The 25,856-nt window shown below is 67.6% G+C and carries 31 protein-coding genes and 1 tRNA gene; 9 read left to right on the top strand and 23 right to left on the bottom strand.

Features of this window, described 5'->3' with window-relative positions; translation table 11 throughout:
* Nucleotides 1-26: 26 nt before the first annotated feature.
* Nucleotides 27-103 (bottom strand) — tRNA-Arg (locus ACO2SS_RS17005).
* Between the two features lie 53 nt (nucleotides 104-156).
* Between ACO2SS_RS17005 and ACO2SS_RS17000 the strand changes: the two genes are divergently transcribed.
* Together ACO2SS_RS17000 and ACO2SS_RS16995 are read left to right on the top strand one after the other, a co-directional pair.
* A complete protein-coding gene (locus ACO2SS_RS17000) occupies nucleotides 157-939 on the top strand; it encodes a thermonuclease family protein (protein ID WP_423278948.1) in 783 nt (260 codons plus the stop codon).
* Nucleotides 940-974: 35 nt separating this feature from the next.
* Nucleotides 975-1,505 carry a GNAT family N-acetyltransferase gene (locus ACO2SS_RS16995; protein WP_423278947.1) on the top strand — a complete coding sequence of 177 codons (531 nt, stop codon included), beginning with the start codon at nucleotides 975-977 and terminating at the stop codon, nucleotides 1,503-1,505.
* Between the two features lie 45 nt (nucleotides 1,506-1,550).
* Here the strand turns inward: ACO2SS_RS16995 and ACO2SS_RS16990 are convergent, their stop codons facing one another.
* Complete coding sequence (locus tag ACO2SS_RS16990) at nucleotides 1,551-2,132, bottom strand: CarD family transcriptional regulator (protein ID WP_423278946.1); 582 nt, start codon at nucleotides 2,130-2,132, stop codon at nucleotides 1,551-1,553.
* 404 nt (nucleotides 2,133-2,536) lie between these two features.
* Between ACO2SS_RS16990 and ACO2SS_RS16985 the strand changes: the two genes are divergently transcribed.
* Nucleotides 2,537-3,757, top strand: a complete 1,221-nt coding sequence (locus tag ACO2SS_RS16985; protein WP_423278945.1) for an acyl-CoA dehydrogenase — start codon at nucleotides 2,537-2,539, stop codon at nucleotides 3,755-3,757.
* Between the two features lie 95 nt (nucleotides 3,758-3,852).
* The gene (locus tag ACO2SS_RS16980; RefSeq protein ID WP_423278944.1) at nucleotides 3,853-5,040 is read left to right on the top strand and encodes a CaiB/BaiF CoA transferase family protein; all 1,188 of its coding nucleotides are present in this window, start codon (nucleotides 3,853-3,855) and stop codon (nucleotides 5,038-5,040) included.
* Between the two features lie 6 nt (nucleotides 5,041-5,046).
* Here ACO2SS_RS16980 and ACO2SS_RS16975 read toward each other — a convergent pair whose 3' ends face one another.
* Genes ACO2SS_RS16975 through ACO2SS_RS16960 form a run of 4 tightly spaced genes read right to left on the bottom strand, consistent with a single transcriptional unit; the run spans nucleotide 5,047 to nucleotide 7,399 of the window.
* Nucleotides 5,047-5,250 carry a Trm112 family protein gene (locus ACO2SS_RS16975; RefSeq protein ID WP_423278943.1) on the bottom strand — a complete coding sequence of 68 codons (204 nt, stop codon included), beginning with the start codon at nucleotides 5,248-5,250 and terminating at the stop codon, nucleotides 5,047-5,049.
* Between the two features lie 9 nt (nucleotides 5,251-5,259).
* Entirely contained in the window at nucleotides 5,260-5,922 is a 663-nt protein-coding gene (locus tag ACO2SS_RS16970) for an LON peptidase substrate-binding domain-containing protein (protein ID WP_423278942.1), read from the bottom strand.
* Between the two features lie 22 nt (nucleotides 5,923-5,944).
* Nucleotides 5,945-6,838 (bottom strand): thioredoxin, encoded by an 894-nt coding sequence (trxA, locus tag ACO2SS_RS16965; protein ID WP_423278941.1) that lies wholly within the window; start codon nucleotides 6,836-6,838, stop codon nucleotides 5,945-5,947.
* 21 nt (nucleotides 6,839-6,859) lie between these two features.
* A complete protein-coding gene (locus tag ACO2SS_RS16960) occupies nucleotides 6,860-7,399 on the bottom strand; it encodes a prolyl-tRNA synthetase associated domain-containing protein (protein ID WP_423278940.1) in 540 nt (179 codons plus the stop codon).
* Between the two features lie 122 nt (nucleotides 7,400-7,521).
* Between ACO2SS_RS16960 and ACO2SS_RS16955 the strand changes: the two genes are divergently transcribed.
* Nucleotides 7,522-7,896 carry a hypothetical protein gene (locus ACO2SS_RS16955; RefSeq protein WP_423278939.1) on the top strand — a complete coding sequence of 125 codons (375 nt, stop codon included), beginning with the start codon at nucleotides 7,522-7,524 and terminating at the stop codon, nucleotides 7,894-7,896.
* Nucleotides 7,897-7,907: 11 nt separating this feature from the next.
* Here the strand turns inward: ACO2SS_RS16955 and ACO2SS_RS16950 are convergent, their stop codons facing one another.
* The 4 genes from ACO2SS_RS16950 to ACO2SS_RS16935 form a co-directional block, all read right to left on the bottom strand.
* Nucleotides 7,908-8,162, bottom strand: a complete 255-nt coding sequence (locus ACO2SS_RS16950) for a hypothetical protein (RefSeq protein WP_423278938.1) — start codon at nucleotides 8,160-8,162, stop codon at nucleotides 7,908-7,910.
* 349 nt (nucleotides 8,163-8,511) lie between these two features.
* Nucleotides 8,512-9,468, bottom strand: coding sequence for a Tim44 domain-containing protein (locus ACO2SS_RS16945; RefSeq protein WP_423278937.1), 957 nt, complete (start codon nucleotides 9,466-9,468; stop codon nucleotides 8,512-8,514).
* A 111-nt stretch (nucleotides 9,469-9,579) separates the two neighbouring features.
* Nucleotides 9,580-9,864: a DUF3072 domain-containing protein gene (locus ACO2SS_RS16940; protein ID WP_423278936.1), complete on the bottom strand. Its 285-nt coding sequence runs from the start codon at nucleotides 9,862-9,864 to the stop codon at nucleotides 9,580-9,582.
* Between the two features lie 89 nt (nucleotides 9,865-9,953).
* Entirely contained in the window at nucleotides 9,954-10,838 is an 885-nt protein-coding gene (locus ACO2SS_RS16935) for a branched-chain amino acid aminotransferase (RefSeq protein WP_423278935.1), read from the bottom strand.
* A gap of 75 nt (nucleotides 10,839-10,913) precedes the next feature.
* On the opposite strand from ACO2SS_RS16935, the gene ACO2SS_RS16930 reads away from it, so the two are divergent.
* Genes ACO2SS_RS16930 through ACO2SS_RS16920 form a run of 3 tightly spaced genes read left to right on the top strand, consistent with a single transcriptional unit; the run spans nucleotide 10,914 to nucleotide 13,551 of the window.
* Nucleotides 10,914-11,459 carry a MarR family winged helix-turn-helix transcriptional regulator gene (locus ACO2SS_RS16930; RefSeq protein WP_423278934.1) on the top strand — a complete coding sequence of 182 codons (546 nt, stop codon included), beginning with the start codon at nucleotides 10,914-10,916 and terminating at the stop codon, nucleotides 11,457-11,459.
* Nucleotides 11,456-12,172, top strand: a complete 717-nt coding sequence (locus ACO2SS_RS16925) for a response regulator (protein ID WP_423278933.1) — start codon at nucleotides 11,456-11,458, stop codon at nucleotides 12,170-12,172. The genes ACO2SS_RS16930 and ACO2SS_RS16925 overlap by 4 nt, the downstream gene beginning before the upstream one ends.
* Before the next feature lie 2 nt (nucleotides 12,173-12,174).
* Nucleotides 12,175-13,551, top strand: coding sequence for an ATP-binding protein (locus tag ACO2SS_RS16920; RefSeq protein ID WP_423278932.1), 1,377 nt, complete (start codon nucleotides 12,175-12,177; stop codon nucleotides 13,549-13,551).
* Nucleotides 13,552-13,554: 3 nt separating this feature from the next.
* Here ACO2SS_RS16920 and ACO2SS_RS16915 read toward each other — a convergent pair whose 3' ends face one another.
* The 4 genes from ACO2SS_RS16915 to ACO2SS_RS16900 form a co-directional block, all read right to left on the bottom strand.
* Complete coding sequence (locus tag ACO2SS_RS16915) at nucleotides 13,555-13,911, bottom strand: tRNA-binding protein (RefSeq protein ID WP_423278931.1); 357 nt, start codon at nucleotides 13,909-13,911, stop codon at nucleotides 13,555-13,557.
* 12 nt (nucleotides 13,912-13,923) lie between these two features.
* Complete coding sequence (locus ACO2SS_RS16910) at nucleotides 13,924-14,727, bottom strand: TetR/AcrR family transcriptional regulator (RefSeq protein ID WP_423278930.1); 804 nt, start codon at nucleotides 14,725-14,727, stop codon at nucleotides 13,924-13,926.
* 66 nt (nucleotides 14,728-14,793) lie between these two features.
* Nucleotides 14,794-15,633, bottom strand: a complete 840-nt coding sequence (gene proC / locus ACO2SS_RS16905; protein ID WP_423278929.1) for a pyrroline-5-carboxylate reductase — start codon at nucleotides 15,631-15,633, stop codon at nucleotides 14,794-14,796.
* Between the two features lie 47 nt (nucleotides 15,634-15,680).
* Nucleotides 15,681-16,181, bottom strand: a complete 501-nt coding sequence (locus tag ACO2SS_RS16900) for a YbjN domain-containing protein (protein ID WP_423278928.1) — start codon at nucleotides 16,179-16,181, stop codon at nucleotides 15,681-15,683.
* A 192-nt stretch (nucleotides 16,182-16,373) separates the two neighbouring features.
* Between ACO2SS_RS16900 and ACO2SS_RS16895 the strand changes: the two genes are divergently transcribed.
* Complete coding sequence (locus ACO2SS_RS16895; RefSeq protein WP_423278927.1) at nucleotides 16,374-17,450, top strand: DUF2336 domain-containing protein; 1,077 nt, start codon at nucleotides 16,374-16,376, stop codon at nucleotides 17,448-17,450.
* Here ACO2SS_RS16895 and trmB read toward each other — a convergent pair.
* The 9 genes from trmB to ACO2SS_RS16850 all read right to left on the bottom strand — a co-directional run bounded on the left by trmB (nucleotide 17,431) and on the right by ACO2SS_RS16850 (nucleotide 25,841).
* On the bottom strand, nucleotides 17,431-18,156 hold the full coding sequence (trmB, locus tag ACO2SS_RS16890) for a tRNA (guanine(46)-N(7))-methyltransferase TrmB (protein ID WP_423278926.1): 726 nt from the start codon (nucleotides 18,154-18,156) through the stop codon (nucleotides 17,431-17,433). The two genes, ACO2SS_RS16895 and trmB, sit on opposite strands and share 20 nt — an antisense overlap.
* A gap of 13 nt (nucleotides 18,157-18,169) precedes the next feature.
* Nucleotides 18,170-19,366 (bottom strand): methionine adenosyltransferase, encoded by a 1,197-nt coding sequence (gene metK, locus ACO2SS_RS16885; protein ID WP_423278925.1) that lies wholly within the window; start codon nucleotides 19,364-19,366, stop codon nucleotides 18,170-18,172.
* A gap of 74 nt (nucleotides 19,367-19,440) precedes the next feature.
* Nucleotides 19,441-19,863 (bottom strand): helix-turn-helix domain-containing protein, encoded by a 423-nt coding sequence (locus tag ACO2SS_RS16880; RefSeq protein WP_423278924.1) that lies wholly within the window; start codon nucleotides 19,861-19,863, stop codon nucleotides 19,441-19,443.
* Between the two features lie 57 nt (nucleotides 19,864-19,920).
* The gene (lnt, locus tag ACO2SS_RS16875; protein WP_423278923.1) at nucleotides 19,921-21,501 is read right to left on the bottom strand and encodes an apolipoprotein N-acyltransferase; all 1,581 of its coding nucleotides are present in this window, start codon (nucleotides 21,499-21,501) and stop codon (nucleotides 19,921-19,923) included.
* On the bottom strand, nucleotides 21,501-22,499 hold the full coding sequence (locus ACO2SS_RS16870) for a hemolysin family protein (RefSeq protein ID WP_423278922.1): 999 nt from the start codon (nucleotides 22,497-22,499) through the stop codon (nucleotides 21,501-21,503). The genes lnt and ACO2SS_RS16870 overlap by 1 nt, the downstream gene beginning before the upstream one ends.
* A gap of 18 nt (nucleotides 22,500-22,517) precedes the next feature.
* Nucleotides 22,518-22,997: an rRNA maturation RNase YbeY gene (ybeY, locus tag ACO2SS_RS16865; protein WP_423278921.1), complete on the bottom strand. Its 480-nt coding sequence runs from the start codon at nucleotides 22,995-22,997 to the stop codon at nucleotides 22,518-22,520.
* A complete protein-coding gene (locus tag ACO2SS_RS16860; protein WP_423279072.1) occupies nucleotides 22,994-24,001 on the bottom strand; it encodes a PhoH family protein in 1,008 nt (335 codons plus the stop codon). The genes ybeY and ACO2SS_RS16860 overlap by 4 nt, the downstream gene beginning before the upstream one ends.
* Before the next feature lie 96 nt (nucleotides 24,002-24,097).
* Entirely contained in the window at nucleotides 24,098-25,474 is a 1,377-nt protein-coding gene (gene miaB, locus ACO2SS_RS16855) for a tRNA (N6-isopentenyl adenosine(37)-C2)-methylthiotransferase MiaB (protein ID WP_423278919.1), read from the bottom strand.
* A gap of 88 nt (nucleotides 25,475-25,562) precedes the next feature.
* Nucleotides 25,563-25,841: a hypothetical protein gene (locus tag ACO2SS_RS16850; protein WP_423278918.1), complete on the bottom strand. Its 279-nt coding sequence runs from the start codon at nucleotides 25,839-25,841 to the stop codon at nucleotides 25,563-25,565.
* Nucleotides 25,842-25,856 lie beyond the last annotated feature (15 nt).

The raw sequence follows: 25,856 nt of genomic DNA, 5'->3' as shown, positions 1-25,856 counted from the left end.
GGAACGCCGTCGCAGGCGAAAAACCCTGGTGGTCCCGACAGGATTCGAACCTGTGACCTTCGGTTTAGGAAACCGCTGCTCTATCCTGCTGAGCTACGGGACCACGGCGCGCGCGGTCTAGCATAGGATGAGAGTCTGACCAACGGCTCGGACGGCATGATCCTGCGTGGGTTTGCGCTCTTCTGTTTCCTCGCCGCGAGCCCTGCCGCCGGGGCTGAGGGCGCCAAGCCCGCCTTTTCGTGCCAGGAAACGCCGTCCGGCGACATCGTGGCCGACGTGACGCCGGACGGGGACGTCCGGCTCGCGGCCGGCCGGGTAGCGCGCATCGCCGATATCCGTCTCGCGGAGAGCTCGGAGGCGTTGCGGCGAGCGCGGGCCTGGCTGGAGACCCTCGGCGGCGAGGCCGTAATGCTCCGCGAACTCGGTCCGCCGGATCGTTGGGGCCGCGTTCCCGTCCATCTCGAGCTCGGTCGCGCGAGGCCGGTCGACGTGGCCGAGCTTCTCGTTTCCGAAGGACTTGCCGTCGTTGATCCTGGCCAGCGCGACCTGCTCTGCAGGCCCGAGTTGCTGCAGGTCGAAGCCCGGGCCCGGCGGTCCCGCTCCGGGCTGTGGCGGGAGGCGGGCTGGCCTATTGCCGCGCTCGCGGTGGATCAATTGGCTGCCGCCGAGGGCCGCTTCGCGATCATCGAAGGCCGCATCGTGAGCGTCGGCGAGCGCCGGGAGCGGACATACCTGAATTTCGGGCGGGATTGGTCGCGGGATTTCAACGTCACCATCACCCGCCGGCGCTGGAACGACCTGAAAGCCCGGGGCATCACGGCCGCCACGCTCACCGGGCGCTACGTCCGGGTCCGCGGCATTGTCGAGAAGCGCCGCTCCCCGACCCTGGACCTGACCGTCGCTGACATGCTCGAAATGGTCGAGACGACAACACGATGATGGCGGGGATGACGGGTCGGGGGTTGAACTTGCGCGTGCCGAATCCGGCGGAGTGGCGGGCCGTCGCGGCCCTGCACATCGCGAGCTGGCAATCCGCCTATCGGGGCATGCTGTCTGACGGCTACCTGGACGAGGCGATCCACGCAGAGCGCGAAGGCGTGTGGAAGGCGAGGTTCGGGGGCGATCTCCGGCCCGACCAGATCGTCGTGGTGGCGGATGACGGGAGGGACTTCATCGCCTTCGCGTGCATCCTGGCGGGCCACGATCCGCGGTGGGGCTCTCTGATTGACAATGTCCATGTCCGGCCGGACCGGAAGCGAACGGGGATCGGCCGGCGGGTCCTGGCGGAAGCCGCCGCTCGCGTTCCGCAGGAGCATGGCCGGATGCCTCTGCACCTCACGGTCCTCGAGGCGAACCGCCCCGCGCAGGCAGCCTATGAACGTTGGGGCGGCGAGCTGGCGGAACATCTCGAGGCGGATTTGCCGGACGGCCAAAGACTGCCGGTCAGGCGCTATTCCTGGGCGAGCCCGGACGCCCTCATCGCCGCACTGCGCATCCCGACATGAAAAAGCCCGGCAGAGCCGGGCTTTCTTGGGAGTGGGTCGGGCGGCTCAGGCCGCCTCGTCCTGCAGGTCGCCGTCGGCTTCCGCCGCGTCGGCGCCGGGCTTCGCCCGCTTCGGCGCCTTGGCGAGGTTCGCCTCGATCAGCTTGGTCGCCTCGGTGTCCGTGATCTTGTTCACGTGGGCGAGCTCGCGCGTGACGCGGTCCAGCGCCGCCTCGTAGAGCTGACGCTCGCTGTAGGACTGCTCCGGCTGCGCCTCCGAGCGGTGGAGGTCGCGCACCACCTCGGCCACGGCGATCAGGTCGCCGGAATTGATCTTCGCCTCGTATTCCTGGGCGCGCCGCGACCACATGGTGCGCTTGATGCGCGCGCGGCCGGTCAGAACGTCGAGCGCCTTCTGCATCTCGGCAGGCTCGGCGAGCTTGCGCATGCCGACGCTCGCCGCCTTGGCGGTCGGAACGCGCAGGACCATCTTGTCCTTGTCGAACGACACAACGAAGAGTTCGAGCTTGAAGCCGGCGATCTCCTGCTCCTCGATGGCAGTGATGCGGCCGACACCATGAGCCGGATACACGACCGCCTCACCGGTCTTGAAACCCTGGCGCGTGGCGGTCTTCTTCGGGGTCGTCATGCGGGACAAGCCTCCTGTTGCGCTCGGCCGTCAGCCGAGCGATATGCTGATCCGGTCGGAGATCGAGATGATCCGTCGCGAAGACGTCTCATTGCAGTCCCCGCGGATTGGTGCACGGACATCCATCGCGAATAGGCCAAGGAAGCGCCCGGCCAGAAGGCCAAACTTTCCTTCGATGGATGATGACCTGGGACATCGCCGACAAGGTCGGCGTGACGTCTCTTGAATACCACATTTGGGCCGAAAATCAAAGGGAATCGCCCCGACTCCCGCTTCCGCCGATTCTGCGACTCACAGCGCAATCGAGGCGTGCGGCGGGTGCATCCCCGATCGCCTTCCGCTATTACGCGCCCCAGAGGCGGACCGGTGGAAAAGGCCGCGCGACTGATACGAGGAGATGCAAGATGAGTCAGGCTCTGAAGAGCGACGCGGCAGCGAAGAGCCCCTCGTCCGGATTCCAGTGGGAGGACCCCTTCCTCCTCGACGACCAGCTGACCGACGACGAGCGCCTCATCCGCGACACTGCGCGGCAATTCGCGCAGGAGCGGCTCCTGCCCGGCATCGTCGAGGCCTACCAGAACGAGGTCACCGACCGCTCCATCTTCAACGCGATGGGCGAGCTCGGCCTCCTCGGCGTCACCCTGCCGGAGGAATATGGCTGCGCCGGCGCGAGCTATGTCGCCTATGGCCTCGTGGCGCGCGAGGTCGAGCGCATCGACAGCGGCTACCGCTCGATGATGAGCGTGCAGTCCTCGCTCGTCATGTATCCGATCTACGCCTATGGCGACGAGAACCAGCGCAAGAAGTACCTGCCGAAGCTCGCCTCGGGCGAGTGGGTCGGCTGTTTCGGCCTGACCGAGCCCGATGCCGGCTCCGATCCTGCCGGCATGAAGACCCGCGCCGTGAAGACGGCCAACGGCTACAAGATCTCCGGCGCCAAGACCTGGATCTCGAACGCGCCGATCGCCGACGTGTTCGTCGTCTGGGCGAAGTCGGCCGCGCATGGCGACCAGATCCGCGGCTTCGTGCTCGAGAAGGGCATGAAGGGCCTGTCCGCGCCGAAGATCCAGGGCAAGCTGAGCCTGCGCGCCTCGGTCACGGGCGAGATCGTCATGGACGAGGTCGAGGTGGGCGAGGACGCGCTCCTGCCGAACGTCTCGGGCCTGAAGGGGCCGTTCGGCTGCCTCAACCGCGCCCGCTACGGCATTTCCTGGGGCGCCATGGGCGCGGCCGAGGATTGCTGGCACCGGGCACGCCAGTACACGCTGGATCGCAAGCAGTTCAACCGGCCGCTCGCCCAGACGCAGCTCGTCCAGAAGAAGCTCGCCGACATGCAGACGGAGATCGCGCTCGGGCTGCAGGGCTCGCTGCGGGTCGGCCGCCTCTTCGACGAGGGTCGGATGGCGCCGGAGATGATCTCCCTCGTGAAGCGCAACAATTGCGGCAAGGCGCTCGACATCGCCCGCATTGCCCGCGACATGCACGGCGGCAACGGCATTATGGGCGAGTACCATGTGATGCGGCACGCCCAGAACCTTGAGACGGTGAACACCTACGAGGGCACGCACGACGTGCATGCGCTGATCCTCGGTCGCGCCCAGACCGGCCTGCAGGCGTTCTTCTAGGAACCCGGAACCGCGCGGGCGCGCCCGCGCCCGTCATCTGGCCGGGCTCTGCCCGGCCATCCTCCCCTCCCGGGGGAAACGCGCTGATTGATCCCATGACCTCGCTCAAACCCCTCGCCGGTATCCGCGTCCTCGAACTTGCCCGCATCCTGGCCGGGCCATGGGCGGGGCAGCTTCTCGCCGATCTCGGTGCCGATGTGGTGAAGGTGGAGCGGCCCGGAGCGGGGGACGATACCCGTAGCTGGGGGCCCCCGTGGGTGGACCGGCCGGACGGCAGCCACCTCGCCGCCGGCTATTTCAACGCCACCAATCGCGGCAAGCGCTCGATCGAAGTGGATCTGGAGAGCCCCGACGGACAGGCCACGATCCGCAAGCTCGCCGCGAATGCGGACGTCGTGATCGAGAACTTCAAGGTCGGCGGCCTGAAGAAGTACGGGCTGGACTACGCGAGCCTCTCGGCCCTCAATCCGCGCCTCATCTATTGCTCCGTCACCGGCTTCGGCCAGGACGGCCCCTACGCGCATCGCCCGGGCTACGACTTCATGATCCAGGGCATGAGCGGGATCATGTCGCTGACCGGCGAGCCCCATGGCGAGCCGCTGAAGACCGCGGTCGCCTACGCGGACGTCTTCACCGGGCTGTACTCGTCCAACGCGATCCTGGCGGCCCTGCAGGGTCGCACGCTCACCGGCCGGGGCTGCCACATCGACATGGCGCTGCTCGACACCCAGGTTTCCGTGATGGGCAACCAGGCGATGGTCTATCTGCTGACAGGGCGTCCGCCGCCGCGCACCGGCAACGCCCACACTTCGATCGCCCCCTACGAGGTGTTCCCGGCGAGCGACGGCTACATCATCATCGCCTGCGGGAACGACAGCCAGTTCCGGAAGCTCTGCGGCCTGCTCGGGACCGAATGGGCGGACAATCCGGATTACTCGACCAACCCGGCGCGCGTCGCCAATCGCGAGATGCTGGTGCCGCTCCTCGCCTCGGTGACGCGCACCTGGACCAAGGCCGATCTGCTCGCGGGTTTCGAGCGGGTAGGGGTTCCGGCGGGCCCGATCAACACGCTCGACGAGGTCTTCGCCGACCCGCAGATCGTCCACCGGGGCATGGTGCTGGATCTGCCCGAGACGGAGGCGAAGGGCGGGACCGTGCCGATGCTGCGCACCCCCATCGTCATCAACGGCGAGCCGCAGGTCGCTCCGACGGCTCCGCCCAGGCTCGGCCAGCACAGCGCCGAGGTGCTCTCGGACCCGGCCTGGGGCTTCGGGCAGAGCTGAGGCCGGCTAGTCCGTCAGCGGGCGAGCCTCTTCCGGTAGCATGATGGGAATGCCGTCCCGGATCGGATAGGCGAGCTTCGCCCCCTTGCTGATCAATTCCTGCGCCTCGGCATCGTAGTCGAGGCGGCACTTGGTCAAGGGGCAGACCAGGAGTTCCAGAAGGCGCGGGTCGATGCGCGTCGGCTCGATCCCGCCGGTTTCGTCGGCCATGGCGGGCTCCTATTGCAGGGTGGATTGCGTCGTCGAGCCGGTCTTGGCCAGCTCGATCTCCGTCAGAGCAACGAGCATCTCGGCGCGGCTCTTCAGGTCGGGAGCCTCCAGCAAGGCCTGTTTCTCGCGCCCGCCGAAGGGCGCCAGCATCGAGAGCGCGTTCACCAGCGCCTCGTTCGGCGTCCGCTCGATGCCTTCCCAGTCCATCTTGAGGCCTGTCGCCTCGGTGAATGATCTCAGGGCCGTAAGCACTGCCGCGCGATCGACGGAGTCCTCGCCGGCGCGCGCGCGAAAATCCCCCGAGAAGCGTTCGAAGGACACCCGGCACTGCCTGAAGGGTTCTCGCGTATTGATCTCGCCGAGGATCTCGAACCGTGCGACCCCGGTCAGCGAGATCAGGTAGCGGCCGTCACCCGTCTCGGCGAACTGCACAAGGCGACCGACGCAGCCGACATCGTAGAGTTCCGGCGCCGAGCCCGCCTCGTCAGGATCGCGCGGCTGGATCATTCCGATCAGCCGCGAGCCGCCCAGCACCGCGTCCACCATGGCGAGGTAGCGGGGCTCGAAGATGTTGAGCGGCATCTGCCCACGCGGAAGAAGCAGCGCGCCCGCGAGCGGAAAGACCGGGATGGTGTCCGGCAGATCCTGTGGGCCCTCGTAGGTCACGTTCATGGAGCGCCCCGGGAAAGAGTGGTCAGGAGAACAGCATCGAGGAGAGCTTCCGTCGGCCGGCGATCGAGGCCGGGTCCATGGGACCCCAGGCTTCGAAGAACTGGACCAACTGCTTGCGGGCGGCGTCGTCGTTCCAGCCGCGCTCGCGTTTGAAGATGGCGAGGAGCTGATCGACCGCCGCCTCGCGGCGGTTGCGGGCGTTCAGGCCGAGCGCGAGGTCGAAGCGGGCCTGGTGATCGTCCGGGTTGGCCGCGATCCGCCGCTCGAGCTCGCCGAGATCACCGAGCGACTCGGCCTGCTCCGCGAGCTCCAGCGCCGCGCGTGCGGCCGCCACATCCGCGTGCCCGGCCTTCCCGGCCGGCACCATGTCGAGGAAGCGACGGGCACCCTCGAAATCCTTCAGGTCCACATGGAGCTTGGCGAGAGCCGCGATCGCGGTGACGTTCTCGGGATCCTCGGCCAGGACTGCCGCGTACAGCTCGGCCGCGCCCGTCACGTCCCCGGCCTTCACCCGCTCGGCCGCCTCCGCCAGCAGTTCGTCCGCGCCCGCGCTCCCCGGACCCACGAGGCGCTCAATGAAGGCCTTCACCTGGCTCTCGGGCAGCGCGCCCATGAACCCGTCGACCGGCTGGCCGCGGTCGAACGCGTAGACGGCCGGGATCGACTGGATGCCGAGTTGCCCGGCGATCTGCGGATGCTCGTCGATGTTCATCTTGACGAGCTTCACCTTCCCGCCGGCGGCCTTCACGGCCTTTTCGATGATCGGCGTCAGCTGCTTGCAGGGCCCGCACCACGGGGCCCAGAAATCGACGAGCACGGGCTGGTTCATCGATTCGGCGATCACGTCCTGGCGGAAGCCGTTCGTGGTCGTGTCCTTGATGAGGTTGTCCGGGGTTTGGGGGCCTTCGGCGAGCATCGATGCCTCGACTGGTCTGTCTCAGGAAAATGGGAGCGCTGCGTCGGTCGTGCAAACCTTGGCCGGCGCCGGAAGCTTGCGGATCACAGGCTCATGCCCTGTCGAACGGAGGAAGGCCAGCAGGTCGGCAGGGGACAGTCCCGTCGTCATCGTGTTCACGAGCGGGTGGAAGTTCACGCGGTCGGCTCCGACGAGGGTCTCGTCGATGATCACCGTCACCCGGCCCGCCCGGTCATGCACCACCGAAAACGGCGTCACCGAGCCGGGCTCGACGCCCAGCACCTCGCGCAGCAGTTCTGCTGATCCAAAGGACAAGCGGCCGGAAGCGCCGATGGTCTCATGAAGGCGCTTGAGGTCGATCTCGGTCTCGTGCTGCGCGAGGACCAGGAACAAGCGGCCCTTACGGTCCTTGAGGAACAGGTTCTTCGAGTGCGCGCCGGGGATCGCCTGCTTCAGCGGACGGGACTCGGCCACCGTGAAGACAGCCGGGTGTTCGTGGGTCTCGGCCGCGATACCTTGCTGGCGTAGCCGGTCGAGAAGCTCGCTCGGGGTCAGGCGCATGAGGGGTACTTGGATTGAGTTCTGGTCAAGAGCGCGCAGGTGCCGTTTACCGGTTCCCTGATGAACCCTCACACCGGAGCTTGCCCTATCCTATATAGAGAGCAGTTCTCAACGGGACCGTTATGGCAGGAATTTCCGTCACGCTCGAAGGCGACAACATCCAACTCGCGTTCGAGAAGAACGACAACACGACGGCTGTGGTTATGGACGCGGGCACGGCGCAATCCCTGATCCTTGCGCTCGGGCAGATGCTGTTGCGGATCGACCCTGATGACGACGGCGAGGCTTACGGCGAGGACGACTTCCTGGAACTGGAGAGCCCGACCGTGGACGTCGGCACCGATGAGCGGGGCGAGCCTGTGGTGGCGCTGCAATCGGGTCCGCTGCCCCCGTTCGTGCTGCGGCTGTCCGACGAGGAGGCCCGCCACATCGCCAACTCGCTTCTCGAGATCCTGAATTCGCCCCGGGACGTGAGATCGTCCCAGGGCGATCACTGACGTTCAGCCGACTACACCTGCATCGGGCTCGTCGGCCGGCCGGGCAGATAATCCGGCTCCGAGCCCGGCCCGAGCGGGTCGGTGATCCCCGGGTCGTTCACGGGGTAGGGGCTGCGCGGTCCTGTCGGCCCGATATCGGGCATCTCGTCCGGCTCCGTAGGCGGAACTTCGGTCGGAATGTTGCCGCCCGGGATGGGTTCGTGGCCCGGGTTCGGCGGGCGTGGTGCCGGACTTCCCGATCGGGGGAAATCTTGAACGACCTCCATTCGTCGTCCTCCTGCGTGTGGTTGTGGAGGGTGAACCGGGGGCCGGCGGTCGAGTTCCGCTGTCGTTGAGCCTGTGGTCATTCTGCCACGCTTGCGCCGGCCCAGGCGGATCCCTGGAAATTTATGCACCGCTGCAAGCGGTCTGCCCTTGCAACGTCAGGGAGGCTGACCTATCTTGTGCATCGCAACAGAGCGGCCCTGCCGCGATGTTGTATGCCCTCCTTGGGCGTTTCCTCCCTAGACTTGGGCCGCTCGCAAGAGCGGCCTTTTTCTTTGCCCGCAGCTAGGCGCGGATGCAAAAAAACCGGCGCCGCAAAGCGCCGGTCCTGGTTCAGTCTCGAACGGCCGGTCAGGCCGTCTGCTGGATTGCCGACAACAGCCACTTGCCGCCGTTGTCGCGCTGGAACGTCCAAAGCTCGGTCGATTCCTGCGGCGTCCGCGGGTCTCCCGAGACGATCCGCCCACTGTTCCGATCCAGGGTCGTATCGATCAGCGAGAACCGCATCGCCACGGTGGCGTACTCGGTCGAGCCTTCGCGCCACGCTTCGGCAAGGTCGCCCTGGAGCAGCTTCGGGTCGGAGACCGCGTTGCGCACGCCCTGCGAGCGGTTCGCCTCGAGATCGGACCCGAAATACCGGACCATCTCTGGCGTCGCCATGTAGCTGAGCGCCTGCATATCCTCGCGGCCATAGGCCGTCTGGATGTCGTGCAGCGCCCGCTCGAAGGCCTGGTAGTCGTTCTGGCCGATCTGCACCGGGCCCGCTGCGGGGCGTGAACTCCCGCCGCCGGAGGCTGCGCCCGGCATGGCGCCGCCGAGCGCCGAGCGGGCATAGGGTGCTGCGCCCGCCCCGGCCATCGCAGGCTCGCTACGCCGCCGGAAGAAGCGCATGGCCAGCCAGATGAGCCCGCCGATCAGCGCGACCTGCATGAGGAGGCCGAAGATCGATGCGAGGCCAGCGAGGCCGCTGAAGAAGCCGCCGCCGAACAGCATGCCGAACAGGCCGGCTCCCAGCAGCCCCGCCATCAGGCCGGTGCCGAGACCACCGAAGCGGCGTCCCTGGTTGGCGGCTGCGGCGCCCATCCCGGGCCGCTGCTGTGCGCCGACATTCGGCGTTTCCGTCCGCTGCATGGGCTGCCCGGTGCGGGGCGCCGTCGCGGTCGAAGGTGGAGCGCTCCAGGTGCGCGAGCCGCGCGAGCCGAAGCTCGAGCCGCCGCCCACTTTCGCCTCGGCGACCGGAGCGGCCAGCGCTGCCGCAAGCGCCGCGATCGCGGCGACGCGGGCGAGTGAGTTGAAGCGTTCCGTCATTCCCCTATCTCTCTGGTGGCGGACTGGCCGCACATGACAGATATGGTGTGAGTTCAAGGCTGACTCAAGCGCTCTGCATAGCTTGCGCGAAAGGTTGCTGAACGAAATTCCTCAGCGGCCGGTCTCGCCCCGAAGCTGATCGATGCGCTTCGACGCCTCTGCCTTGTCGAGATCCGGCTCGTAGGCCTCGGGATCGTGGGCCTGTTCGGAGAGCGTCTTCAGGTAGGACGCCTGGGCGCCGGTCATGGGTTCGTGGCCCGTGACCCAGTCGTCGGGATCCTTGATCCGGTTGGACGCCTCGGCCTCGGCAGGGTCGATCTTCGGGTTGCGGATTTCTGCCGGATCCGGGTGCCGGTCCGTCTTTCGGGCGGTTTGGCTCATGTAACGCTCGTTCATGGATTGTTCTCGCCATGAACGCCGCGCGCCGGTGATCCGTTCCCCTCCCGGGAATGATCCCGCCCGGCGATGCCGGGCGGGCTACGGTCTCAGGCGGTCGCCAGCTTCGGCTGCACTTCGGCCGCGTAATCCTCGACCAGGGTGCGAGAGATGTTGCCGGGCCGGAAGGTGTGGGGCCCGATCTCGGAAACCGGCGTTACCTCGGCTCCGGTGCCGCAGATGAAGCACTCGTTGAAGCTGGACAACTCCTCCGGCAGGATCCGGCGCTCGATCACTTCAAGGCCCCGGCGCTGCGCAAGATCGATCACCGTGCGCCGCGTGATGCCGTCGAGGAAGCAATCCGCGATCGGCGTATGCAGGGCGCCATCCCGCGTGAAGAAGATGTTCGCGCCGGTGCACTCCGCCACGCGGCCCTGCCAGTCGAGCATCATGGCGTCCGCATAACCCTTCCGCTCTGCGGCGTGCTTGGAGATCGTGCAGATCATGTACAGGCCGGCTGCCTTGGAGGAGGACGGCGCGGTCTGCGGATCCGGGCGACGATACTCGGCGATGTCGAGGCGGATGCCCTTCATCTTCTCGTTGATGTCGAACATGCTGGGCCAGGGCCAGACCGCGATGGCGACGTTGACGGTCGCGTTCTGCGCGGCAACCGCCATCATCTCCGACCCGCGCCAGGCGACGGGGCGGACATAGACGTCGGGGTTGCCGTTCTTCTCCACGACGAGCGCCTTCGCGGCGTCCAGTTCCTCGACGCTGTAGGGGATCTCGAAGTCGAGGATCTGAGCCGAACGGCGGAAACGCTCTGAATGCTCGCGCGACTTGAAGATCACGCCGCCATAGGCGCGCTCGCCCTCGAATACCGAGGATGCGTAGTGGAGGCCGTGTGACAATACGTGGAGCTTCGCGTCCTTCCAGGGCAGGAGCTGGCCGTTGAACCAGATCCATCCGTCGCGCTGATCGAAGGGCAAACTCATCCTTGTCTCCTCCGAAATATCCGCTGTCCCGCGTTCTTATTTCGGTGAGTTGACGGCTAATCCTGCCCCTGGGATATGTCAACGAAGCTGACGTATCGAGGGTTAGATTTGGCCGAGGCCACTGTCTCGAGCGGCGCTGTCGCCAAGGCGGAGAAGGCGGAGGTCGACCCGGCCTACGCACTCATCGAGCTATTCTTCTTCGCCTATCGCGACTTCGTCAGCGATCCGGATCGCATTCTCGCCGAATACGGGTTCGGGCGGGCGCATCACCGCGTTCTCCATTTCGTCACGCGGCGGCCCGGCATGACGATCGCGGAACTGCTGGACATCCTGAAGATCACGAAGCAGAGCCTCAATCGCGTGCTCAAGGAGCTCATCGAGAAGGGCTACATCGTCCAGCGGGCGGGGCAGACCGACCGCCGGCAGCGCCTGCTGTGGGCGACGGAGGCGGGCCGGGAACTGGCGCTTCGGATGGCGCGACTCCAGACGAAGCGGATCGCCCGCGCGCTCGAGGGCGAGGAGGCGGAGGCGGTGGTCTCCCGTTTCCTCATCGGCATGCTGGACCCGGTCGAGCGGGCAAAGGTGCGAAAGCAGCTCTCGGGCGCTAAGCTTGGGGCATGAGCGCCCCGCGCAGCGAACCGCCGGACCACGCACCGCATATCCTCGTTGTCGACGACGACCGGCGACTTCGGGATCTCCTCTCGCGCTTCCTCGGCGAGAACGGCTACCGCGTCACCACCGCGGCGAGCGCGGCGGAGGCGCGGGCGAAGTCCGGCAGCGTCGTGTTCGACGCGATGGTGCTCGACGTCATGATGCCGGGCGAGACAGGGTTCGAGTTCCTGCGCCGGGTTCGTGCGGACTCGCCCATCCCGACGCTGATGCTGACGGCGCGCTCCGACGCGAATGACCGCATCGAGGGCTTGGAGATCGGAGCCGACGATTACCTCGCGAAGCCCTTCGAACCGCGCGAGCTGCTTCTTCGGATCGCCAACATGCTGCGGCGCGCGGGCCCGAGTGCCGAACCAGGCTCGGTCGGTCCCGACCTCGTCCGCTTCGGACCCTTCACCTTCCGGCTCGACAGGGGCGAGTTGCGACGCCACGGCGAGCCGATCCGGATCACGGAGCGGGAGCGGGAGATCCTCAGCATCCTCGGGCATCGGTTCGGGGGCGAGGTGGCGCGCGAGGAGCTCTCCGGGACCAACGGCAACGGGGCGAACGACCGGGCGGTCGACGTCCAGATCAACCGGCTGCGCCGCAAGATCGAGCTCGATCCGGCCAACCCGGTCTACCTGCAGACCGTGCGCGGCATCGGCTACCGGCTGGTGACGGACTGACCATGAGCGCGTCGGCCCTGCTCGAGCAGCCTCGTGCCGCCCTGCGGGAATTCGTCCGGCGGGTCGTGCGCTATTTCGCGCGGCAACTGCCGAAAGGGCTCTATGCCCGGTCCTTGATCATCATCATCACGCCTTTCGTGCTGCTCCAGTCGGTCGTCGCCTACGTGTTCATGGAGCGGCACTGGCAACTCGTGACGCAGCGCCTCTCGGCTGCCGTGACGGCCGACATCGCCGCCCTGATCGATGTTCACGAGAATTTCCCGCGGGCGATCACGGCCGATCAGCTGTCGCGCATCGCGGCGGAGCGGCTGAACCTCAACGTCGAGATCCTGGAGGGCGTGAACCTTCCCTCGCCGTTGCCCCCGCCATTCTTCTCGCTCCTGGACGAGGCCCTCTCGGACGAGATCAGGCGCCAGATCGGGCGCCCATTCTGGATCGACACCGTCGGCCGATCCTCGTTCATCGAGATCCGCATTCTCCTGAAGGAAGGAACGGTCCTGCGCGTCTTCGCGCGGCGGAGCCAGGCCTACGCGTCGAACTCGCACATCTTCCTCGTCTGGATGGTCGGGACCTCCCTGATCCTGCTCGCCGTCGCGATCCTGTTCCTGCGGAATCAGATCCGACCCATCCAGAAGCTCGCGATCGCGGCGGAGGATTTCGGGCGCGGGCGCGAAATCGAGTTCAGGCCGCGCGGCGCGCGCGAGGTGCGCCAGGCGGGGCATGCCTTCCTGGAGATGAAGCGCCGGATCGAGCGGGCCATGGACCAGCGGACGACCATGCTGAATGGCGTCAGCCACGACCTGCGGACCATCCTGACGCGGTTTCGCCTGTCGCTCGCGCTCCTCGACCAGACGCCGGAGGTGGAGGACCTTCGCCGGGACATCGACGAGATGGGCCGGATGCTCGAGGGATATCTCGCCTTCGCCCGGGGCGATTTCGGCGAGCAGGCGGCGACGGTGGATCTGACGCAGCTCCTGTCCGAGCTGCGAAGCGATGCGGAGCGTTCGGGACAGGAAACGAGCCTGGAGATCGTCGGCGACCCCCGCGTGACGCTGCGGGTCGACGCGTTCAAGCGCCTCCTGTTCAACCTCCTGTCGAATGCTGCCCGCCATGGGGAGCACATCGCCATCACGGCGCATCACGAAGGGCGCTGGCTCACCGTCCATGTCGACGACGATGGCCCTGGCATTCCGCCCGAGGCTCGCGAGGAGGTCTTCAAGCCCTTCGTGCGCCTCGACGAGGCGCGCAACCAGGACGAGAGCGGGTCAGGGCTGGGCCTTGCGATCGCGCGCGACATCGCCCGCTCTCATGGAGGCGACGTCACGCTGAGCGATAGCCCGCTCGGAGGTTTGCGCGCCTCCGTGCGGATACCGGCCTGAGCCTCAGAAGAGGCGGCCGCCGACCGGCACGTTCTGGTCGGGGGTGATCAGGACCACCTCGCCGTCCTCGTCTGGCACGCCCAGCGTCAGCACCTCCGACAGCATCGGGCCGATCTGCCGGGGCGGGAAGTTGACCACGCAGAGCACCTGCCGGCCGACCAGCTCTTCCGGGCGGTAGTGGCGCGTGATCTGGGCCGAGGATTTCCGCTCGCCGAATTCCGGCCCGAGATCGATGAGGAGCCTGATTGCGGGCTTCCGCGCCTCCGGAAAGGGTTCGGCCCGGATGATCCGGCCGACACGAATGTCGACCTTCAGGAAGTCCCCGAACGCGATCTGGCCCGGGCGCAGGTTCTCGCTCATGCCTTTGCGCACTCAGATCGCAGCGGCCGGATCGCGCGATTCGCCCTCGCCTTCCTCGCGGTCTGCCGATCGATCCCCCCGCCGGCGCACCCGGCGGCCGCCGTCGAACAGCGCGTGCCCTATGGCCCGCAGAGGCGCAGTGAGCCTCCGGACATCGTCGGCGCGTTCCAGGATGCGCTCCCCGCGCGTCAGCTCGCGGTCGAGACGCGCCATGGTCTTCGCCTGGGTCGGATCGTCGTCGTCGAACCAGGTCTCCATCACGTTCGCGAGCGCGATCACGCTGCCCTGGAGCTTCACGAAGCCGAGCGAGCCCTCGGTCGGAACTCCGGCTGCCGCCAGCATGTAGCGCATGGAGTTCAGGGCGGAGCGGTTGAGCGCCGCCATCGAGAGCGGGTCCGACCGCATCGCGTAGCCGATCCGGCGTAGCGCGCGCTTGTGGGGCGCCATGGCGTCGAGCCGCCGCATGAACACGTCGAAGACACGTTCGCGCGCGGGCTCCCCGGCGAGATCCTGCGTGGTGCTGTCGATGACCTTCTTGTCGATCATCCGCGTGAACCCCTCGAGGATGGCGCCCTTCGAGGGGAAGAGGTCGCGCATCTCGGAGAGGGTCAGTCCGGCCTCGCGCGCGACATCGGCCAGTTCGATGTCGTCCCAGGGCTGTTCCGCGGCGAGCCGCATCAGCGCCTCGACGACCTGCTCGCGCTTGTTGCCGCCTGGCACCGGTGCCTGGGAAGCCTGTTCCTTGGCGCTGCTCGCGGCCGCGGCAGCCGTCGCGAAGGCGGAGCCGGAGGCGCCTGGCTGCATCGTGTCGGACATCTTCAACATGCTCCCTTGCGATTGCTGCCTATTGTAGTGCCCGGACCGCCTCCGCTTAAGGGGTGCTCAGCCCGAGAGTTCGCCCGCGCGCCGCTTCGCAGCCTGAACGGCGCGCCGCATGAGGAACCCCATTCCGTCCGCAGCCATCAGGACGTCGAGCGCGGCGGCGGTCGTGCCTCCGGGCGAGGTCACGTTCTGCCGCAGGACCGCGGGATCCAAGCCCGACCCGGACAGGAGTTCGGCCGCGCCGATGATCGTCTCGCGCGCCAGGCGCTCTGCGACGCCGGCCTCGAGGCCCGCCTCGCGGCCCGCCTCGGCCAGGCACTCCGCAAGGTGGAAGACATAGGCTGGCCCGGAGCCCGACACGGCCGTTACGGCGTCGATGCACTCCTCGCGGTCGATCCATTCGACCACGCCGACCGCGGACAGCAGGGCCTGGGTGAGGCTGCGCTGGCGATCGGTGGCGGAAGAGCTCGCAAAGGCGCCCGTCGCTCCGCGCCCGATCGACGCGGGAAGATTCGGCATCGCCCGCACGATCGCGGCGGCATTCGGCAGGGCTCGGGTCAGGTCGGCAACGGTCTTGCCGGCCAGTATCGAGATGACGAGCGTCGCGGGGCCGGCGAAGCGCGAGATGCCGGGCGCCGCTTCGGTCAGCGCCTGCGGCTTGATGCCGAGGACCAGAACCTCGGGCTCACTGATGCGGGCCGGGTCGGGATTGAGGCGAAGACCGGTCGTCCCCGCGAAGTCGAGAAGCGACGGAGAGGGATGCGGGTCGAGGACGGTCAGGCGCGCCGGATCGAGGCCCTTCGCGAGCCATCCTTCGAGCATGGCGCCCCCCATCTTGCCTGCGCCCACGAGCAGCAGGGAATGAGGGAGCTCGGATTGGTTGTCGGTCCCGTTGCTCATCCTCTCCGGTTGGCACCAAGCGCCAGCCGGATCAAGCCACGATCCGGTCAGGCCTCGCCTTCGGTCACGAAGAGCACGCCCTCGATCGCCTCCTTCGCGCTCTTGCCGGCCCAGAGCACGAACTGGAAGGCTTGATAATAGCGCTCGCACGCGTCCACGGCGGCCTTCAGCAGGATCTCGCACTGGCCATGCGTAGGTTCCGCTCCGCCCGACAGCAGCAGGGCATGCCGGAACATGACGACGTTCTCCGACGTCCAGAGATCGAAATGCCCGACCCAGAGCTGCTCGTTGGCGAAGGAGATCAGTTGCAGGATCTCGCTTCGCCGACGGTCAGGAACCTTGAGATCGAACGCGCAGGCGACATGAAGCGCCTCGACGTTCTCGATCCAGGTATAGGCGACGTGGTACTCGGCCCAGCGCCCGGATACCGAGACCGACATCTCGTCCATCTCGGCGCGATCGAAGCTCCACTCCTTCATCGAGGCGAGGCGCTCGACGACGTCCAGTGGATGTTCGGACCGGGCAGGATCGTAGATCAAATTGGGCATATCGTCCGAGTTCCGGGTGTCTGAAACAGGCCGAGCGCCGCGGGCAGGCGCCCCCGAGGTTCGATGCGAATCACCCTGTGGTCACTATATCCCGGGCGAGTCTTAGGGTTCAAAGCGAGGCGCCCGCCGTCCACAGACCGCTTGGAACACGGCTAACGCGATGGTGAGGAAGTCCGCTCTACCCTGCCGGACGTGACAGGTGTTTCGCACTTCCTCTGGGATCTCGAAGGCACGATCGCGCAGCGCTCGGCGCCCGCGTGCGAACGCACGCTCGCGAAGATCGCGGACCTGTACGTCAGGGACGCCGAGCGCTTCGACGGCGAGCAGATCGGGCTTTTCGATGACGTGCTCGGCCGCTTGACGGCCGCCGTTCCGATGGCCGCCAAGGCCAGCCTCGCCGACCGCCTTGCCGACCTCGCCAGATCCCCGCCGAATGTCACCCGTGCGCTGGCCCTGGACGCGCAAATCGTGGTCGCGCGGCCGATGCTTGCCCGCTCGCGGCAACTCACCGACCAGGATCTTATCGAAGCGGCGGTGCTGCGTGGGCCGGAGCACATGGCGGCGATCTGCGAGCGCCCGATGGTGTCGGAACTCGTCACGGACGTTCTGGTCACGCAGGGGGACGGCGGCGTGCGGCGGGCGATTGCCGCGAATGCTGGCGCCCGCTTCTCGCCGCTCGGCAAGGAGGAACTCCTGGAGCGATCGCGCGAAGACGACGCCCTTCAGGATCTCCTCGGCGCCCGCAGCGACCTGAGCAACGACGAGGTCCGCCGCCTCGTGGCGCTCGCGAAGGAGGGCGCCAGGGCCCGCTTCGAGCTTCAGCTCGTCGTTCCTCCGGAACGCCCGGCTTCCGTCGCGCCTGTCGGGTTCGATTATGCGGCCGCGCAGGACCATCTCGGCCGGATCTCGGAGAAGCGCACGCTCTCCGAGGCGGATGTCGCCTCTCTGGCGCGAAAAGGCGCAGCCGCGGAGGCGATCTTCGCGGTCGCGCTTCTCGCGGGGCTCCCCGTATCCCTGGTCGAAGGGGCTTTCCGAGAGCGCGACGATGCGCGGGTGGTGGTGATCGGGAAGGCGAACAACTGGTCGTGGCGCACCGTGCGGGCGCTGCTCGGCATGCGCCACCCGCTGCTTCCCGCCCCCAAGGAAGGTCCCCTCGACCCACCCTTCGATGCGATTTCCCGCTCGGCCGCCCGGCGGGCCTTGCTTGTGCTGAACGGCCCCAACAAGAGTGCGGCCGGACGCCGCGGCGTCAGAGCCGACGAAACGTGAGGTAGGCGGAGGACCGGCCTTCGCGTCGGGCCTTCTGCTCGTAGCGCGTGCTCGGCCAGCCCGGCCAGGAGCATCGCCAATCCCCCGGTGCCGTGGCTTCCCAGGCGAAATCCGGGGAGCGGGCAATGCGGGCAAGCACCCAGCCTGCGTAGTCGTCGATATCGGTGGCGAAGCGGAGTTCCGCACCCGGCCGCATGACCCGCGCGAGCGCGGCCAGGGTCTCGTCCGAGACGAAACGCCGCTTCCGCTGACGCCGCTTCGGCCATGGGTCCGGATAGAGGATGTAGACCCGGTCGAGGCTTGCCGGGGTCAGGACCGGCAGCAACTGGGTCGCGTCATCGTCCCAGATGCGGATGTTGGAGAGCCTCTCGTCGGCGATCGCGCCGAGGAGCTTGGCGACCCCGTTCACGAACGGCTCCACCCCGATGAACCCGATATCCGGGTGGGACCGCGCTTGATGCGCGAGATGCTCGCCGCCGCCAAACCCGCTCTCGAGCCAGACCTCGGCGGGGGGTGCGGAAAACAGCTTTCGGGGATCGATGAGCGGGGTGCACCCGCTCATCGGGATTTCAGCGGCGCCGCCGGCCGGTATCGGCACGCGCAGCTGCGGCAGCATGTGCTCCACGCGCTCGGACTGTCCTGCCCTGAGCGCCTTGCCCTTGCGCCGCCCGAAGAAGGAGCCGGGCGCCTCCGGCCCGGCCGTCACGGTCCTGGCCGGGTTACGACAGCGCCGAGCGCAGCTCGGCCGCGAGGTCGGTCCGCTCCCAGGAGAAGCCGCCATCCTCGTCCGGGGTGCGGCCGAAATGACCATAGGCCGAGGTGCGGGCGTAGATCGGCTTGTTCAGGTCGAGATGCGAGCGGATCCCGCGCGGAGACAGATCCATGATCTCCATCAGGGTCTTCTCGAGCTTGCCGGGATCGACCTGCGCGCCCGTCAGGTCGGCATAGATCGACAGCGGCTTGGCGACACCGATCGCGTAGGAAAGCTGGATGGTGCAGCGATCCGCGAGGCCGGCCTCGACGACGTTCTTGGCGAGGTAGCGGGCCGCGTAGGCCGCCGAGCGGTCCACCTTCGTCGGATCCTTGCCGGAGAAGGCGCCGCCGCCATGCGGGGCCGCACCGCCATAGGTGTCGACGATGATCTTGCGTCCGGTGAGGCCGCAATCGCCGTCGGGGCCGCCGATCACGAACTTGCCGGTCGGGTTCACGTGCCAGACGGTCGAGCCGGAGATCCAGCCTTCGGGCAGCGCCTTGCGGATATAGGGCTCGACAATGCCCCGCACGTCCTCGGACGAGAGGTTCGGATCGAGGTGCTGGGTCGAGAGGACGATCTGGGTCACGCCGACCGGCTTGCCGTCGCGATACTCGACCGTGACTTGGCTCTTGGCGTCGGGGCCGAGCACCGCAGCGGGGCCCTGGCCCGACTTGCGGGCAGCCGTGAGGTCGCGAAGGATCTTGTGCGCGTAGAAGATCGGGGCCGGCATGAGCTCGGGCGTCTCGCGGCAGGCATAGCCGAACATGATGCCCTGGTCGCCCGCGCCCTCATCCTTGTTGCCGGCGGCGTCCACGCCCTGGGCGATGTCCGACGACTGCCCGTGCAGGAGGACCTCGATCTGGGCGTTCTCCCAGTGAAACCCGTCCTGCTCGTAGCCGATGTCCTTGATGGCCTTGCGGGTGAGGTCCGCGATCACGGCCTCGTCCACGCTCGCCGGACCGCGGTATTCACCTGCGATGACAACGCGGTTGGTCGTCGCCAGCGTCTCGCAGGCGGCGCGGATGCCCCAGGGATCGAGCCCTTCCTTGGCCCCCGCGTGGAAGAATGCGTCGACGACCTCGTCCGAGATCCGGTCGCATACCTTGTCGGGATGGCCTTCGGAGACCGATTCGCTGGTGAAGAGGTAGTTGGCCCGCGTCACGTTCGCTCCGACCGGTTGTCAGCTGAACGCGGCTTCTCGCATCCGAGGCGAGCCCGGTCAAGCGAACGCGTTCGCTATGACGAACGATCGTCCTCGTCGCCGCCCCGCTCCGCCAGGGCCTGGGCCAAGTCGACAAGGCGTCGCCGGACCTTCCGATCCTTGATCTCCCGGTACGCCCGCAGGAGCTTCAGGCCGTCGGAAGTCAGGAGGTCGGCGTCGTAATCCGCCCGGGGCGTGTCGGAAAAGCCCTGCGGAGAACCGGCGGAGGGTGCGTTCTCGTTTCCGTACAGGAACTCGATGGACACCCCGAGAACCTGCGAGATCTGCTGGAGCCGGCTCGCGCTGATCCGATTGGTGCCCTTCTCGTATTTCTGAACCTGCTGGAAAGTCAGCCCGAGAGCATCGCCGAGTTTTTCCTGGCTCATGCCGATGAGCATGCGCCGCATCCGAACGCGGCTGCCGACCTGCCTGTCAACATCGTTCGGCGCTTTGATCATGCCGGCAGCCTCCTTTACTCGCAGCCCGGCGCCCAGGAGCTTGTGGCATCGGTGCCACTAGCGTGGACGACGCCGCAAGCCAATCAGAGCGGCCAGGAGAAACACCGAACAGAGCCCGGCGAAGATGAGACTTCCGACATCGTCGAAAACTGTGACGTTTGCAACGGTTGGAAGCGTCGTATCGATGACGCCTTCGCGTCCGACCGGGAGATAGGCTGTTATCCGCCCATACGGATCGACCACGGCGGAGATGCCCGTATTGGCGGCCCGGATCAGGGGGATGCCCCGTTCCACGGCCCGTAGCCGCGCCTGGGCGAAGTGCTGGCGGGGGCCCGGCGTGTCGCCGAACCAGCCATCGTTGGTGACGTTCAGGATCAGCCCAGGGCGAGGCCCCGGAGGCATCGTCTCTCCCGGAAAGATCGCCTCGTAGCAGACGCTTCCGGCGACAGCCGGCATGCCCGGCACGGAGAAGGCGGTGTGTCGCTCCCCGGCCGTGAAGCCGCCGGGTATCGCGACGAATTCCCGGATCCCGATCGCGCGTAGCGCCTGCTCCAGGAGTTCCGGGACATACTCGCCGAAGGGCACCAGGTGCACCTTGTCGTAGCTCGCCAGCACCGCTCCCGTATCGCCGACGACCTGGATGGCATTGAAGTAGCGGGTCGTGCCTCCCTCGCCGCTGCTGCGGGCCGCCCCGGTGATCAGGACGGCGCCGCGCGGCAGCGCGTCGGCGATCATGCCGAGCGCGGCGGGCTCGCGGTGGAGCAGGAACGGGAAGGCGGATTCCGGCCAGACGATGTGGGTGGGGGGCGCCGTGTCAGGTGCGGACGGACGCCCGCTGAGTTCGAGATAGTGGCGCAGGATCTCGGGCCCGCGGCCGGCGTGAAACTTGGCGTCCTGCGCGAGGTTCGGCTGCACGATCCGCAACTGCACGCCAGCCACGCCGGCAGGAGTTGGCTCGGAGAGGCGCCAGGCTCCCCATCCGGCCAGCGCCAGAAGGACCAGGGCGGCACAGGAGAGCGGTCCGATCCGCTCCGCCCTCGTCTCTCCCGTCCAGAGCGTCGCCGGGGCGGCGAGGAGGAGCGTGGCAAGGGCGGTCAGGCCATACAGGCCGAGGATCGAGGCGGATTGCATGAGCCAGGGGTTCTGGCCCAGCGCCATGCCGAGCGTGTTCCAGGGGAAGCCCGTCAGGGCGTGGCCGCGCAGCCATTCGGCGGCTGTCATCCCGAACGCGAAGGCGAAGATGCGCCAGCCGGAGGGTGACCAGAGGAGGCGCGCAAGCCCGAACCCGACGGCCATGAAGATCGCCAGCAGAGCCGGCAGCCCGAGCACGCCGAACGGCATCAGCCAGGCGAAGACGTCCGCCTGGACCAGGAAGGCGGAGCCGATCCACCAAAGCCCTGCAAGGAAGTAGCCGAAGCCCCAGACCCACCCGATGCCGGCGGCCCGCCGGACGGCTGCCCAGCGGGTCGCGCCGCCTGAGCCGTCGATGAGCCAGACCGCCACGACCAGCGAAACGGACAGCGCCGGCCACAACCCGAAGGGCGGCATCGCGAGGGCGCCAAGCGCTCCGGCCGCGAGGGCGACGCCCGCCCGACTCCAACCTTCGGACAGGATCACGCGGTCGGCGATGTTCCGCATCAGCCGTGAGCGCTGCGACTGTCGGAGGCCCAGCTTTCGTGTTCGTTCCCGACCGACGCGGAAACGGCCATGCGGATCCGGATCCGCTTCAGCCGGCGCGGGTCGGCATCAAGGACCTCGAACTCGTATCCGTCCGGACCGGAGATCACCTCGCCGCGCCTTGGCACCCGGCCTGCGCGCGTCACGACCAGCCCGCCGATCGTGTGCACGTCGTCGACGTCTTCGGCAGCCGAGAGGTCGGCGCCGAGGGCCGCGGAGACCTCCTCGAGCGAGGCCCGGGCGTCCACGACGAAGTCGCCGCGCTCGTCCCTGACGATCAGGTCCCGCGCGACGTCGTGCTCGTCCTCGATCTCGCCGACCACGGTCTCGAGCAGGTCCTCGATCGTGACGAGCCCGTCCGTCCCCCCGTACTCGTCGATCACGAGCGCCATGTGGGTCCGGGAGGCCTGCATGCGGGCGAGGAGGTCAATCGCGTGCATCGAGCCCGGCACGAAGAGCACGGGCCGGGTCAGTTGGGTCCGCTCGACCGTCATCGACAGGTCGACGCTCGCCAGACTCGCCACCTTCGGGGCCGTTTCCGGGCCGGCCGGCTCGGTCTCACTGTGGGCCGCGATGAAGTCGAGGAGATCGCGGATGTGGATCATGCCGACCGGCTCGTCGAGCGATGCGCCGTAGATCGGCAGGCGCGAATGGCCGGCCAGCCTGAACTGCGCCAGGATCTCGCCAATGGTCGCCGCCGCCGGGACCGCCATGATGTCGGAGCGCGGCACCATCACGTCGGCGACGCGGACCTTGTGGAAGGCGAGCGCGTTCGTCAGGAGCGTCCGCTCCTGCGGGGTCAGTTCGGCCTCCTCCGTGGCCTCGGCGAGAACCTCCTCCAACTCGTCGCGGACCGATTCACGTGGCCGCAGGTTGAACCGCTGCATCAGGCGCTCGAGCCAGCTTTCCCGCGGCTCGAAATCGGGACCCGGTCTTTCGTCCCTGCGTTCGTCGCTCATGTCTTCGTCAGTATCCGATCAGCCGGAGATCTCGCGATAGGGATCTGCAATCCCCAGCGCGGCGAGAGCGGCGATCTCAGCGCGCTCCATGTCCTCGGCTTCCGCGTCGTCCTCGTGATCATGCCCGAGCAGGTGGAGCACGCCATGGACGACAAGGTGGGCCATGTGGTTGGGGAGGCTCTTCCCTTCCGTTTCCGCTTCCCGTGCCAGGGTTTCGTAGGCGAGCGCGATGTCGCCGAGTGCCCGCGGCTCACCCGGAGGCGTGGCCATGTCGGCCGGGAAAGACAGGACGTTGGTCGGCTTGTCCTGACCCCTCCAACGCCGATTGAGTTCCTGGACGGAGGCATCGTCCGTCAAGAGAAGCGTCGCCTCGAGATCCTCTTCCGCTGGACGGCCGGCTGCCGCGAGTGCCGCCTCCGCGGCTCTCCTTGCGAGCCACTCGACCCCGGTGATCTCGGACCAGTCGCCCGCCTCGATCTCGATATCGAGCGAAATCACCGCGGCCGCTCCTCCGGGGCGTGGGTCCGGGTGAAGTGCCGGTCGTAGGCGGACACGATGCGCCGGACGAGGTCGTGGCGGACGACGTCTCCCTCCTTGAACACGATGCGGGAGATACCCTCGACGCCCTCGAGGATGCGGACCGCTTCGACGAGGCCCGAACGCTGGCCAGGCGGCAGGTCGATCTGGCTCGGGTCGCCGTTGACGATCATGCGCGATCCCTCGCCGAGGCGCGTCAGGAACATCTTCATCTGCATGGACGTGGTGTTCTGCGCCTCGTCCAGGAGCACGACCGAGTTGGTCAGCGTGCGGCCGCGCATGAAGGCAAGCGGGGCCACCTCGATGATTCCCGTCTGGAGCGCCCGTTCGACATGCCGGGTCTCCATGAAGTCGTAGAGGGCGTCGTAGATCGGGCGCAGGTAGGGATCGACCTTGTCCCGCATGTCGCCCGGCAGGAAGCCCAGGCGCTCTCCGGCCTCGACGGCGGGACGCGACAGGACGAGCTTGTCGGCCTTGCCGCTCTCCAGGAGGGAAACGGCATGGCCGACGGCAAGCCAGGTCTTGCCCGTTCCGGCCGGCCCCTCCGCGAAAACGAGCTCGTGCTCGCGCAAGGCGCGCAGATAGGCGTCCTGCGCGGCGTTGCGGGCCCGTACCGGCCCGCGCTTGCGGGTTGCGATCTGCTCGAAGGCGGGATGCCCGCCCGAGGCGGTATCCGCCGCCGGGAAGAGGCTCCCTTGAAGGGCGCTTTCCTGGACGAGGCCGTCGACATCGCCCAGCGTCAGCGCTCCCTCCCGCCGGACGCGGTCGTAGAGCCGCTCGAGAACGATCCGGGCCCGTGACGCCGAGTCCGGCGGCCCCTTGATCACCACGCGGTTGCCGAGCGCATTCAGCACGACCCCGAGCCGCTTCTCCATATGGGCGAGGTTCTGGTCGTAGTGCCCGAAGACGAGGCCGGCGAGCCGGTTCTCGTCGAAGGTGAGCGCGATCTCCGCATCCTCGGTCATGCCCGGAAGCGGATTCAACGTCGGTTCGATGCGCTCCAAGCTTCGATCCCTGCCCTGGTTGCCGTTGGACGGCACGAAATGGGACGCCTGCGCCGGTCAGGCGGCCGCGACGAGCGGCGAACCCGCGCGCATCGGCTCGACAGCTTCGGCAAAAAGGCTGTTCGGTGCGGTACCGGTCACCCGGACGGTGACGAGCTCGCCCGGCTGGGCGGCCGCCCCGGTGACTTGGACCTGCTGGAGATATGGCGTCTTCCCGTTCAGCTGCCCAGGATGCCGGCCCTCCTTTTCGACGAGAACCTCCAGAACCTGACCGACCGTCGCGCGGTTGAACGCCTGGCGGTCATGTTCGAGCTGGGCCTGAAGCCGCTGCAGCCGCTCGCTCTTCAACGTCTCCGGGACCTGGTCCCCGATATCCGCCGCCGGCGTGCCGGGCCGGGGGCTGTACTTGAACGAAAAGGATGATGCGAAGCCGATCTCGGCCGCGATCCGGAGAGTGTCCTCGAACTCCGAATCCGTCTCGCCCGGGAAACCGACGATGAAGTCGGACGACAGGGCGATATCCGGGCGGGCGGCCCGGATCGACTCGATGAGGCGGCGGTACTCGTCGGCCGTATGGCGCCGGTTCATCGCCTTCAGGACGCGGTCCGCGCCTGCCTGGACCGGCAGATGCAGGTACGGCATCAGGGACGGGATCTCCGCATGGGCCGCGACGAGATCGTCGGACATGTCGCGCGGATGGCTGGTCGTGTACCGGATGCGCGCGACCCCGGGCAGGTCTGCGACCGCCCTGATCAGATCTCCCAGCGACCATGTGCGGCCGTCAGGACCCTCGCCGTGATACGCGTTCACGTTCTGCCCGATGAGCGTGATCTCGCGGACGCCCGCTTCCAGAACGGCGCGGGCCTCGTCCAGAACCGCCGCCACGGGGCGCGAGAGCTCGCCGCCGCGCGTGTAGGGGACCACGCAGAACGAGCAGAACTTGTCGCAGCCTTCCTGCACCGTCACGAAGGCGGAAACGCCCCGGCTCCGGATGCGTGAGGCATCCGGCCGCGGCAGGGCGGCGAACTTTTCGACCTGATCGAACTCAGCATCGACGCCTTTTCGGCGAGCCTGGGCCTGCTCGATGAGGTCGGGCAGCCGGTGGTAGCTGCCCGGGCCGACGACCGCATCCACCACCGGGGCGCGCCGGATGATCTCCCGTCCCTCGGCCTGCGCGACGCAACCGGCCACCACGATCGTGGTGTCGATGCCGGCCTCGGCCCGGTCGCGCTTGAGCGCGCGCAGGCGGCCGAGTTCCGAATAGACCTTCTCGGCGGCCTTCTCCCGGATGTGGCAGGTATTGAGGATGATCAGGTCCGCATCCTCGGCGGTGGCCGTCTCGGAATACCCTTGCTCCGCCACGACGTCGGCCATGCGGCCCGAATCGTAGACGTTCATCTGGCAGCCATACGACTTGATGAAGGCCTTTTTCACTGCGGCAAGGCTTCCTGACACGCGCGAGGGAACTGGCCCTTAATAGGATGTCTGGAGCCGCAAGAGAATAGCCGTGGGGCCGAGTGTCCTATGGCCGTCCGAGGCGCCGCCGCGCCACGATCCCGATCAGGACGAGGCCAAGCCCGACCAGGCAGAGCCCGACCGCAACGGGCGCCATGGCCTTGGCTGCGGGCGGGTAGGAGACGAGGGCCGCCGCCGTGAAGGCGAGGGCCGGAAGAGCCAGGGCGAGGCCGGACAGGATCAGCTCTGGGATCCAGCCAGCCCCTCTACTCTGCGCGCCGGTGGCCGGTTCTGACCCATCCTGGGGGAAGCGGTCAGGCTCTGAATGTTGTCGTGGATTGTGCATCCCGAATTCCTCCGG

It is taken from the genome of Enterovirga sp. CN4-39, assembly GCF_049446235.1.
GTDB lineage: Bacteria > Pseudomonadota > Alphaproteobacteria > Rhizobiales > Beijerinckiaceae > Enterovirga.
This window is presented reverse-complemented; position numbering and strand designations above follow the sequence as displayed.